Below are 9889 nucleotides of genomic sequence, written 5' to 3'. Positions count from 1 at the left end.
GGTGGGGAGGCGGGGCGGGGGGGGGGGGGGGGGGGGGGGGGGGGGGGGGGGGGGGGGGGGGGGGGGGGGAGTGGGGTGGGGCTGGGGGGGACGCGGCGGGGGCGGTAGGGGCCGGTGGCGGCGGTGGCGCCGAACCAGAGTCCGCGGTGGGTGCCCGTCCATGCCGAGTCGCAGAACAGCCAGAGGGCTTGGCGGCGGGTTCCGGGCTGGGGTGCGGAGTAGCCGCAGTCGCGGTCGATGTGGTTGCCGGGCGCGGAGGTCTCGTAGCGGGACAGGACGCGTGCGGGTGGTGCGGCGTCGGGTGGGGGCGGCGCGGTGGAGGGGCCGAGCAGGGGGAGGGTGGTGAGCGCGGCGGCGGTGAGGATGGTGGTGCGGGCGCGGGGTGGCCGTCGCGCCATGGGGTCCTCCTGGTGCGCCGCCGGTGCCGGTCGGCGGCGGGGGCGGTCCGGGGAAACGATAGCGCGGCACGGTGGGGCGGGTGGCGGGGGTGTGGTGAGCGGGCGGGCCGGATCCGACCATCCGGTCGTGCCCGTTGCCGGGGGCGGGTTTACCGCGGGCAGGCCGGGTAGTGCGGCTAGGGCCTGCGGGAGGGGCGCGGTCGCGTCCGTCCTGCCGCGGGCTGCCCCCGGAATGGAAGGAACGTGACAGTGGGAACCCCCTCGACGCCTGATGGTGGCGTTCACCGTGTGAAGCAGGACGCCGCGGACGGCGGCAAGGACGGCAAGGTCAAGGCCGGAAGGGCTGCGGGCAAGGCGGCCAAGAGCGCCTCGCGCGCGTCCGGTGCGGCGTCCAGAACCGCGTCGAAGAGCAAGGACGCTACGACGACCACCTCGGAGACCGCCACGAGGACCGCTGAGGGTGCGCGGCGGGGTGCCGGCCGGGTGGCCGGGACGGCGGTCGCGCTGCCCGGTCAGGTCGTCAGGCTCGGCAAGCTGATGACCGTGCGGCGGTTGCTGCGTGCGGCGCCTGCCGTGGCGGCGGCGGGCGCGGTCGTGGTGGTGGCGCGCCGGCTGGCGCGCGGGCGCTGACGGCGGCGCGGGGACCGGGCCGGGGTGGAGTCTCCGGCCCGGTCCTTGGCGTGCGCGCGTGCGGGAGGGCGGGGGAGGGGCGGGGTTCTTGGTGTGGTCATGACCGTTTCCCGGGTGCCCGTTTAGTCCGTTGTGCTCGGGTACGAGACCCGGCCTGCGTACGACGCCGGCACACCGCCGAAAAGGAGTGGATGAGATGAGCGGGCCGATCGCCCAGCAGACCTCCGGCACCACCTACCAGCAATCCCAGGGCGGGCAGCGTGGTGGGACGCTCGCCGACGTGGTCGACCTGATCCTGGAGAAGGGCCTGGTCATCGACCTGTACGCGCGGGTGGCGCTGGTCGGTATCGAGATCCTGACCGTGGACGTGCGGATCGTGGTGGCCAGCGTGGACACCTACCTGCGTTTCGCCGAGGCGTGCAACCGCCTCGACTTGGCCGGCACCGGTAACGCCCAGGGGCTGCCGGAGATGGTGGGCGGCCTGACCGAGTCGGGTGCCGGCCGCAAGACCAAGGGCGCCCTGCAGGGCGCGCAGGAGAAGCTCAAGGAGACCTTCGGCGGTTCCGAGCCCGAGAAGGGCTCCGAGGAGGACTCCGAGGAGAAGGAGCGGCAGCCGGCGCGGCGCCGTCCGTCCCGCAAGGAGGACCAGGAATGACCACCGCAGGCCCGGAGCAGGGTGAGCAGGTTCCGCAGTACGTGTACGGCGTCACCCGTCCCGGCGTCGCGGTGCCCGAGGCGCTGACGGGGGTCGCGGACCAGCCGGTCCGGCTGATCGAGCATGAGCGATGCGCGGCCGTGGCCGGTGATCTGCCCGTTCAGCGGCCTCTGGGGGAGCGCGGTGATCTGGTGGCGCATCAGCGGGTGCTGGAGGCGTTCCTGGAGGCCGGTGGGGTGGTGGCGCCGTTCCGGTTCGGTGCGGTACTGGCCGGGCCGGGCGCGGTGCGCGAGGAGCTGCTGGCCGCCAACGCCGAACGGCTCGCGGAGGTGCTGGACCATCTGGACGGGCGTGTGGAGCTGCGGGTGCGCGGCACCTACGTGCAGGACGCGGTGCTGCGGGAGGCCCTGGCCGAGGAGCCGGAGATCGCCGATCTCAACGACCGGATCAGGCGGGTCCCGGACGGTGCCGCCGAGGCCGCCCACTACGACCGGGTGCGGCTGGGCGAGATGATCGCGCAGTCGCTGGAGCGGCGCCGTGACCGTGACGGGCAGGCGCTGCTGGAGGCGCTGGCGCCGGCCGCCGAGGCACTGGTGCGCAAGCCGCCGGCGCGGCAGGAGGACGTGGTGGACGCGGCGTTCCTGGTCTCGCGTGACCGCCGGGACCGTTTCGAGGGGGCGGTGCGTGACCTGGGGGCGCGGCATGCCGACCGCATCACGCTGCGGCTGATCGGGCCGCTTCCGCCGTACGACTTCGTTCCGGAGGCGTGAAGCGATGGGCATGGCCACCGGCCTGCTGACGTTGCCGCTGGCGCCCGTGCGGGGCGTGGTGTGGCTCGCCGAGGTGCTGCAGGAGCAGGCGGAGGCGCGGCTGTACGACCCGGGGCGTGTCGCGGCGGAGATGCGGGACATCGCCGACGCGGTCGCGGCCGGGGAGATGAGCGAGCAGGAGGCGGCCGAGCGTGAAGAGGAACTGGTCCGCAGGCTGACCGGCCGCGCCTGAGGCGCCGGGCGCCGCGGGCCGAAGGGAAGGGATGAGGATGCTGTCCGCCTGTGACGCCGCCGAACGCGCCGTCCACCATGTCACCACGATGACCGGCCGCGCCGCCGAGTGCGTCATCGGGATCGAACGCGCCGGCGGCCACCGCGCGGACGAGGGGGAGCGGGGGAGCGGGGGCTGGCGCGTCACCGTCGAGGTCGTCGAGACCCACCGCATCCCCGACTCCGCCGACATCCTGGCCGCCTATCAGGCCGAGGTCGACGACGACGGCGACCTGGTCTCCTACCGGCGCCTGCGCCGCTACCCGCGGGGCCGCACCGGCACCGACTGACCCGGCCACGGCACACCGCCCGCCCGCCATGGAAAGGACACCGAAGTCACGTGAGCGAGATCCCCTGGAGCGGCGCCCGCGCCACGGCCGCCCGGCCCGGCCCGGCGCCGGGCGGCGCCGGACCCGCCAACCTCGCCGACCTGCTGGAGCGCATCCTCGACAAGGGCATCGTGATCGTCGGGGACATCCGGGTGAACCTGCTGGACATCGAGCTGCTCACCATCAGGCTGCGGCTGCTGGTCGCCTCGGTCGACCGCGCCAAGGAGATGGGCATCGACTGGTGGGAGCACGACCCGTCGCTGTCCTCACGCGCCCGCCACGACGGGCAGATCGCGGCGCCCGACGAGCTCAGAGAGGAGAACCGCCTGCTGCGTGAACGCCTCCAAGCCCTGGAAGCCGACGCGCTGCCCTCCGGGCGTGAGGGGAAGGAGGCCCGGCGGTGAGCGGCGACGGCACAGCGGTGTACCTGTACGGGGTGACGCGCGGCCTGGACCCCGCCGCGCTGAACGGCGCCACCGGCGTCGACGCCGAACCCGTCCGCGCCGTCACCGCCGCGGGGCTGACCGCGCTGGTCAGCACCGCGCGCCTGGACCGGTACGGGGAGCAGGCCCTGCGCGCCAACCTTGAGGACCTGCGGTTCTTGGAGGACACCGCGCGCGCCCACCACGACGTGGTCGGCCTGGCCGCCCGCAACGCCCCCACCGCCCCGGTGCGCATCGCCACCCTCTACCGCGACGAAGACCGCGTCCGCCAGGTCCTCACCCAGCGGCGGGAACATTTCACGCGCGTCCTGGACGGCATCACCGGCCGAACCGAATGGGGCGTGAAAGCCTACGCCCACCCCCCACAAGCCGCACAGGAGCCGGACCGCGGGTCCGGTGGCGGGGGAGCGGGCACCGCCTACCTCAGGCGCCGCCAGGACCAGCGGCGCCGCCGCGAGCGCGCCGCCCGGCACCTCGCCGGCCTGGCCGAGGGACTGCACGACGACCACGCCCACCGGTTCGTGGAATCGGCCCGCGCCGCGGGCGATCGCCTGGACGGGATCGAGGTGGAGGTCACCGGGCCCTGGCCGCCCTACTCCTTCATCACCGCACAGGACGGCACAGGAGAATGACCGTTCCCGTGTACGCCGACCACGCGGGCACCGGCCCGCCGATGGAACGCATCGCGCTGGTCGACCTGCTGGACCGGCTCCTGGCCGGCGGCGTGGTGATCAGCGGCGACCTGGTCATCTCCATCGCCGAGGTCGACCTGGTGCGGGTGTCGCTGCGCGCCCTGATCACCACCATCAGCGAGGACATCCTGCCGCGGACGGCCGCAGAGGAGACCCCATGAGCGAACCCGCCCGCGGCCCCCTCCACGGGAAGCGCCACGTCCACGACACGGCACCCTGGCCGCCCCCAGGCCCGGCACGGCCCGCACCCACCACCGGCCCCGTCACGCGGCGATTGCGGTCCGACCCCGAAACCGTGGAACGCGACCTGGTCAAACTCGTCCTCACCCTGGTCGAACTCGTACGCCGGCTCATGGAACGCCAGGCACTACGCCGCGCCGAAGACGGCGACCTCACCGACGAGCAGATCGAACGGCTCGGCCTCGCTCTGATGCGCCTCGAAGAGGCCATGACCCGCCTCAAAGACCACTTCGACCTCACCGACGACGACCTCAACCTCGACCTGGGCCCCCTCGGCCCACTCCTCTGAGCCGCCGCCACGGCCCTCCGGCCGCGTGCCGGTCCTGCCGCGAGCCGCAAAGGGCGGCCGTGCCATGGCGGGACTGTTCCACACGCGCCCCGCCAGCGGCGGAGGGCGCTCGGACGCGGCCGCGCCGGCTTCAAGGTGAGAATCGTCTGTGCAGAACGCCACCGGGGCGTATGACGACCCCGGTGGCGTTCGAGTCACTCCCACCCGGGTGACCTGCCGCCACCGAACGGGGTCGGCAGGGGTCAACGGGCGGAGGCCCGGCGCAGGCCACCGCCGCTACTTGACATAATGCTCATTATCAACCATAGGGAGGAAGGGGTTCAGAAGGACCCATAGCCGCTGCATCCGGACACCGGCGAGCGGACCACACTCACCACGCCGACGTCACATCCGGCCTCGGGCGGCCGATGCGCGAAGCCGTGGACGCGACGGTACGGCTCACATGCGGCCGCCGGATCTCGCACCGGCGCGCCGCCCGAGCCATCAGGAACGGGATCTCCGACGAAATGGCTTAGCGACGTGGCCGGGCCCGCGCCGAGGCCGCGCCTTCTCCGGCGGCACGCGCCTGTTTGCGCGGCGGCGCGGTGGCCGAGACGCCGGGCCGAGTGCCTCCCGCGTTCGGCAAGAACGGCGCCAGGGCCGGAATCCTGCCCGGCCGACGTTCCGGCGCCGAGCCCGCCGGCCTCTCTCGGCGCGGTGTGCGGTCGGCGTGTCAGGGTGAACCTGGTGACTTGCCGCAGGGCGCCTTACAGATCCCTTGAAGCGGGCAATTCGGTTGATACAGGACAGAACGGGGATTCTGTATGGTTTTCAGGCGCCTGGAGTCCGTGGCAGCCGGCTGGTTGTGCCGTCTCTTGGACCTTTGGACAGCGCTGAGCATCCCGGCGTCGGCACCGTTGACGGTGATGATCTGCCAGTTGCCGGGATCGGCCGGTCACGGGGCGTGTGCGGGTCCGTGACGGTGGGTTTGGAGGGGGCCGCTCCCCCGGTGTCTGCGGCGCGCTCGAGCGGGTTTGGTCACTGTGAGTGATGGCCGGGTGTTTTGTCGGGGGTGGGCGGTAGCGTCCCGCGGGTGCGTCCCTCTGATGTCGAGCGGGTCACGGTCTGCGAGGCCGTGGGCCGTTACACCGAGATGATCCGTGCCAAGGCGGCCACCGGTGCGCTGGCGGCCAGTACGGCCGAGGTCTACATCCGTGATGTCCACACGTTCGCGGAGCTGGCCGGTGGTGAGGGGGTGCTGGACGATCTGGACGGCGCGGACGTGGACGAGGTGCTGCTGAGGTTCGCGCACAAGCCGGATGGGCGGCGCAGGGACGGCGGCCCGCCGGCGGGTGCGGGGCCGCGGCAGTCGGGGTCGTCGCAGGCGCGTTTTCTCAGGTCGTTGTCGGCGTTCTTCCGGTACGCGGCGGTGGCGGGGTGGGTGCAGCTGAACCCGATGGAGGCGGTGACGCTGCGTCCGAAGGTGCGGGGCGGGTTGCGGGCCGAGCGGCGGGCGCTGACGGCCGAGCAGGCCGATGGGCTGGTGGGTGCGGCGCGTGGGCTGGCGGAGGCGGCGCCGGATCCGGCGCGGCGGCGTGATCAGCGTACGGAGTTGCGGGACGCGCTGATCGTGTTGCTGCTGGCGGCGGTGGGGCCGCGGGTGTCGGAGCTGACGAGGGCGGATGTGGAGGATTTCTATGTGAACGGGGGTGTGCGGTATTGGCGGATCTTCGGTAAGGGCGGACGGACGCGGGATGTGCCGTTGCCGGGTGCGGTGGCGCGGGTGCTGGAGGTGTATCTGGCCGAGGGGCGCCGGGCGCTGGATCGGGGGCGTGAGCCCAAGGCGTTGTTGTTGTCGTGGCGGGGGCGGCGGCTGGCGCGGGGGGATGTGCAGGGGGTGATCGATCGGGTGCTGGAGCGGGTGGATCCGCGGGCGCGGCGTGGCGTGACGCCGCATGGGTTGCGGCATACGACGGCGACGCATCTGCTGGCGGCGGCGACGGACATGGATGCGGTGCGGCGGGTGCTGGGGCATTCGGATCTGTCGACGCTGGGGCGTTACCGGGATGAGCTGCCGGGTGAGCTGGAGGCGGCGATGCGGGTGCATCCGCTGCTGGGCCGGGACGACCCGGGCTGACCGCCGGGGGGTGTCAGATCCAGCCGAGTTCGGTGGGTTCGGGGAAGCCGCCGTGCCAGATGCCGTAGGTGATGAGCATGAGCAGCGCGGGTGCGAAGGCGATGAGCAGGAGGCGGCCCAGGCGGTGGCGGGTGGTCCAGCCCCAGGCGGTGAACGCGGCGGACACGGCGATGGAGGCGAGCGCGGTCTGGCCTTCCAGGGCGTTGGTGGTGTAGGTGAGGCCGGTGAGGACGGCCAGGGCGGGTGCGAGGACGCCGGTGGCGGCGGGGCGGCGTGCCAGGGCGGCGGCCAGGGCGGTGAAGACCAGGGTGACGCCGCCGTACCACAGGTAGTGGCCGACGTATTCGTCCCAGAGGTGGGCGATGTCGCTGGGGGCGACGTTGCCGACGGAGTTGGCCGACAGGTGGATGCCGTGGCCTTCGACGTAGGTGAGGGCGCCGGCCAGGTACAGGGCCCAGTGGTGGCGTGCCGCTTGCCCGCGGTGCAGGGCGGCGGCGGCCGGGAGGAGGACGGCGTAGGGGGTGAGCAGGTCGATCCAGTCGGCCCAGCGGGTCTGGCCGATGGAGCCGAGCCAGGCCAGGGCGACGCCGGTGTGGTGGGTGATGGCGTAGGCGGCGGCCATGACGGCGAGCCATCGCAGGTACGGGGCGGCGCTCGTGGTGGTGTGCGGCGGGGTGGGGGGTGCCGTCTGGGCGGGCGGGTCGCCGGGGTCGGCGCCTGCGGGGGCGTCGGTTCGGGCCATGGGCGGGCCTTCCGTGGAGGGTGGTGGGGCAGGTGGGTGGGACACACGGTAGGGCAGCGGCGGCCCGGCCGGGGCGGGGTCAGGGGGTGCCGGGCAGGAGGGTGCGGGCGAGGCGGTACGCCTCGGTGAGGTCGTCGCCGCGGTAGTCCAGGGCGGCGATGCCGGCGAGGTGGTGGTCGGCGTTGACGGCGACGGTGTGGGTGAGGTGGCGGAACAGGGGCGCGTCGGACAGGGAGTCGCCGTAGGCCAGGCAGCGGTCCAGGGGCACGCCGTGGCGGGCGCGCAGGTCCTCGGTGACGCGGACCTTGTCGTCGGGGGTGAGGATGCCCGCGGGGTCGAGCGGGGCGGTGAAGGGCGGGGGCGGGAAGCGGGACGCGGCGATCTCGTGGAAGCCGAGGTCGAGCAGGTGCCGGGCGAAGAAGTCGGGTGACATGGTGATGACGGCGCAGTGCTCGCCGCGGGCGCGGATGTCGGCGGTCACCTCGGCGATGCCGTTGAGCCAGGGCCCGGCGGCGTAGGCGGCGGCGACGTCCTGCGGGGTGAGGTGCCTCCAGAGGCGGTGGATGTGGGTGGAGAAGCCGCGGGTGTCCAGTTCCCCGGCGGCCAGGCGGGCTTCGAGGGCGTGGAGTTCGGGGAGGGTGCCGAGGCGGCGGGCGACCTCGAGGTTGGCGGTGGTGCCGGGGAGCAGCGTCCCGTCCATGTCGAAGATGTGCAGTGTTGTCACAGGTGGGAAGTATGTCGGGTCGGGGTGGGGGGTGGCGAACCGTTGCGCCGTCCCGCGCGCGGGGGTGGTGTCCTCGTCCGCGGGAGGGGGCGGGTACTGCCGGAAGTGGGGGGTGGCCGGCGACCTTGGTGCGATGCCCCGGCCCGTGACCGGTTCCTAGCGTCGTGGCATGGGATCGGTGCTGGGCGTGCTCGACGCCGCGGTGACCTCGCCGTGGTTCTACCTGGCCGTGTTCGCGGCCGCGGCGATCGACGGGTTCTTCCCCGTGGTGCCCGGCGAGAGCATGGTCATCACCGGCGGGGTGTACGCGGCGGCCGGTGAGCCGGAGCTGGCGCCGGTGATCGCGCTGGCGGCGCTGGGGGCGTTCCTGGGCGACCACGTGTCGTACCTGCTGGGACGCGGGCCGGGCGGACGGCTGCTGGCCGGCACGGGGCCGCGTGCCCCCGGCGGGGCGGCGGTCAGGTCGGCGGGCAGGTCGGCCGGCAGGGTGCGGGCGCGGCGGGAGGCGGCGCTGGCGTGGGCGCGGCGGACGGTGGACCGGCGGGGCGGGCTGATCCTGGTGGTGGCCCGGTACGTGCCGGGCGGGCGCACGGCGGTGACGGTCACGATGGGCGCGGTGCGGTGGCCGCTGCGGTCGTTCACGCCGTTCGCGGCGCTGGCGGCGGTGACGTGGGCGCTGTACGGGGGGCTGCTGGGGTTCGCGGGCGGCGCCGCGTTCGAGCACGACCCGATCCGCGGGGTGGCGCTGGGCGTCGGGCTGGCGGTGACGCTGACCGTGGTGGTGGAGTCCGTCCGCTGCGCGCGGGGACGCCGCGCCCGTTCCCGCCGCCGCGGCACCGGGGAGCGGACGGGCGGGCAGGGCGGGCAGGACGGGCCGGTGGAGACCGGCGGGGCGCGGCCCCTCCCCCGGGGTGGGCGGGAGGGTCAGGTGCGGTCTTCGGGGACCAGGCCCGCCTCGTAGGCGATGATCGCGGCCTGGACGCGGTTCCTGACCTGAAGGCGGGTCAGGATCGCGCTGACGTACGCCTTGACCGTCCCCTCCACCACGTGCAGGCGGCGGGCGATCTCGGCGTTGGACAGGCCGGTGCCCACCAGCGCGAGCACCTCGCGTTCGCGGGGTGTCAGCGACCCGGTGCGGCGCCGCGCGGCCCACCCCTGGGACATGCGGCCGCCGCCCAGCTCGGTGATGACCCGGTGCGCGACCCTGGGTGACAGGTAGGCGGCGCCGTCGGCGACGGCCCGCACCCCCGCGATCAGCTCGCGGGGGTCCCCGGCCTTCAGCAGGAACCCGCTGGCGCCCTCCGACAGGGCGCGCGCGATGTAGTCGTCCTCCCCGAACGTGGTCAGCATGATCAGCGCGGTGCCGGGGACGAGCCTGCGCAGCTCGGGCACCGCGGCCAGGCCGTCCAGGCGCGGCATGCGGATGTCCAGCAGCGCGACGTCGGGGCGGTGCGCCAGCGCCAGGTCGATCGCCTCGCGGCCGTCGCCGGCCTCGGCCACGACCTCGATCCCCGGGTCGGCGGACAGGATCGCCCGCACCCCGGCGCGGATCATCGCCTCGTCGTCGGCCAGCAGAACCCGGATCACCGCG

14 protein-coding genes are annotated in these 9889 nt (G+C 74.1%); 11 read left to right on the top strand and 3 right to left on the bottom strand.

What is annotated here, in order from left to right:
* The first annotated feature begins 686 nt into the window (after positions 1-686).
* The 10 genes from ACGWYJ_RS17955 (at position 687) to ACGWYJ_RS17910 (ending at position 6832) form a co-directional block, all read left to right on the top strand.
* The gene (locus ACGWYJ_RS17955) at positions 687-1028 is read left to right on the top strand and encodes a hypothetical protein (RefSeq protein ID WP_395107168.1); all 342 of its coding nucleotides are present in this window, start codon (positions 687-689) and stop codon (positions 1026-1028) included.
* A gap of 196 nt (positions 1029-1224) precedes the next feature.
* The gene (gene gvpJ / locus ACGWYJ_RS17950) at positions 1225-1683 is read left to right on the top strand and encodes a gas vesicle protein GvpJ (RefSeq protein ID WP_395107167.1); all 459 of its coding nucleotides are present in this window, start codon (positions 1225-1227) and stop codon (positions 1681-1683) included.
* A complete protein-coding gene (locus tag ACGWYJ_RS17945) occupies positions 1680-2453 on the top strand; it encodes a GvpL/GvpF family gas vesicle protein (protein WP_395107166.1) in 774 nt (257 codons plus the stop codon). The genes gvpJ and ACGWYJ_RS17945 overlap by 4 nt, the downstream gene beginning before the upstream one ends.
* A gap of 4 nt (positions 2454-2457) precedes the next feature.
* Positions 2458-2685, top strand: coding sequence for a gas vesicle protein GvpG (locus tag ACGWYJ_RS17940; RefSeq protein ID WP_395107165.1), 228 nt, complete (start codon positions 2458-2460; stop codon positions 2683-2685).
* Positions 2686-2716: 31 nt separating this feature from the next.
* On the top strand, positions 2717-3013 hold the full coding sequence (gene gvpO / locus ACGWYJ_RS17935) for a gas vesicle protein GvpO (RefSeq protein ID WP_395107164.1): 297 nt from the start codon (positions 2717-2719) through the stop codon (positions 3011-3013).
* Between the two features lie 50 nt (positions 3014-3063).
* The gene (locus ACGWYJ_RS17930) at positions 3064-3456 is read left to right on the top strand and encodes a gas vesicle protein (RefSeq protein WP_395107163.1); all 393 of its coding nucleotides are present in this window, start codon (positions 3064-3066) and stop codon (positions 3454-3456) included.
* On the top strand, positions 3453-4127 hold the full coding sequence (locus ACGWYJ_RS17925) for a GvpL/GvpF family gas vesicle protein (RefSeq protein ID WP_395107161.1): 675 nt from the start codon (positions 3453-3455) through the stop codon (positions 4125-4127). Before ACGWYJ_RS17930 ends, ACGWYJ_RS17925 begins: the two co-directional genes overlap by 4 nt.
* Positions 4124-4348, top strand: coding sequence for a gas vesicle protein (locus ACGWYJ_RS17920; protein ID WP_395107160.1), 225 nt, complete (start codon positions 4124-4126; stop codon positions 4346-4348). Before ACGWYJ_RS17925 ends, ACGWYJ_RS17920 begins: the two co-directional genes overlap by 4 nt.
* Entirely contained in the window at positions 4345-4716 is a 372-nt protein-coding gene (locus ACGWYJ_RS17915; protein ID WP_395107159.1) for a gas vesicle protein K, read from the top strand. Before ACGWYJ_RS17920 ends, ACGWYJ_RS17915 begins: the two co-directional genes overlap by 4 nt.
* Before the next feature lie 1072 nt (positions 4717-5788).
* A complete protein-coding gene (locus ACGWYJ_RS17910) occupies positions 5789-6832 on the top strand; it encodes a tyrosine-type recombinase/integrase (protein ID WP_395107158.1) in 1044 nt (347 codons plus the stop codon).
* Between the two features lie 13 nt (positions 6833-6845).
* On the opposite strand, the gene ACGWYJ_RS17905 is transcribed toward ACGWYJ_RS17910, so the two are convergent.
* Positions 6846-7574, bottom strand: coding sequence for a hypothetical protein (locus ACGWYJ_RS17905; protein WP_395107157.1), 729 nt, complete (start codon positions 7572-7574; stop codon positions 6846-6848).
* A 79-nt stretch (positions 7575-7653) separates the two neighbouring features.
* Complete coding sequence (locus ACGWYJ_RS17900) at positions 7654-8298, bottom strand: HAD family hydrolase (protein WP_395107156.1); 645 nt, start codon at positions 8296-8298, stop codon at positions 7654-7656.
* Positions 8299-8467: 169 nt separating this feature from the next.
* Here ACGWYJ_RS17900 and ACGWYJ_RS17895 point away from each other — a divergent pair, with 169 nt between their 5' ends.
* On the top strand, positions 8468-9259 hold the full coding sequence (locus ACGWYJ_RS17895; RefSeq protein WP_395107155.1) for a DedA family protein: 792 nt from the start codon (positions 8468-8470) through the stop codon (positions 9257-9259).
* On the opposite strand, the gene ACGWYJ_RS17890 is transcribed toward ACGWYJ_RS17895, so the two are convergent.
* On the bottom strand, positions 9223-9885 hold the full coding sequence (locus tag ACGWYJ_RS17890) for a response regulator (RefSeq protein ID WP_395107153.1): 663 nt from the start codon (positions 9883-9885) through the stop codon (positions 9223-9225). The genes ACGWYJ_RS17895 and ACGWYJ_RS17890 overlap by 37 nt on opposite strands.
* Between the last annotated feature and the right edge of the window lie 4 nt (positions 9886-9889).

This window comes from Actinomadura sp. SCN-SB, assembly GCF_043906805.1.
In the GTDB taxonomy this organism is placed as follows: Bacteria; Actinomycetota; Actinomycetes; order Streptosporangiales; family Streptosporangiaceae; genus Spirillospora.
Note: the sequence above shows the minus strand (reverse complement) of the source record. Positions and strands in the feature narration are given on the sequence as shown.

Excerpts from the sequence above, each read along its gene's own strand:
- ACGWYJ_RS17945 (WP_395107166.1), top strand. The coding sequence starts at position 1,680 with ATGACCACCGCAGGCCCGGAGCAGGGTGAGCAGGTTCCGCAGTACGTG.
- gvpO (WP_395107164.1), top strand. The coding sequence starts at position 2,717 with ATGAGGATGCTGTCCGCCTGTGACGCCGCCGAACGCGCCGTCCACCAT.
- gvpJ (WP_395107167.1), top strand. The coding sequence starts at position 1,225 with ATGAGCGGGCCGATCGCCCAGCAGACCTCCGGCACCACCTACCAGCAA.
- ACGWYJ_RS17895 (WP_395107155.1), top strand. The coding sequence starts at position 8,468 with ATGGGATCGGTGCTGGGCGTGCTCGACGCCGCGGTGACCTCGCCGTGG.
- ACGWYJ_RS17920 (WP_395107160.1), top strand. The coding sequence starts at position 4,124 with ATGACCGTTCCCGTGTACGCCGACCACGCGGGCACCGGCCCGCCGATG.
- ACGWYJ_RS17915 (WP_395107159.1), top strand. The coding sequence starts at position 4,345 with ATGAGCGAACCCGCCCGCGGCCCCCTCCACGGGAAGCGCCACGTCCAC.
- ACGWYJ_RS17940 (WP_395107165.1), top strand. The coding sequence starts at position 2,458 with ATGGGCATGGCCACCGGCCTGCTGACGTTGCCGCTGGCGCCCGTGCGG.
- ACGWYJ_RS17905 (WP_395107157.1), bottom strand. The coding sequence starts at position 7,574 with ATGGCCCGAACCGACGCCCCCGCAGGCGCCGACCCCGGCGACCCGCCC.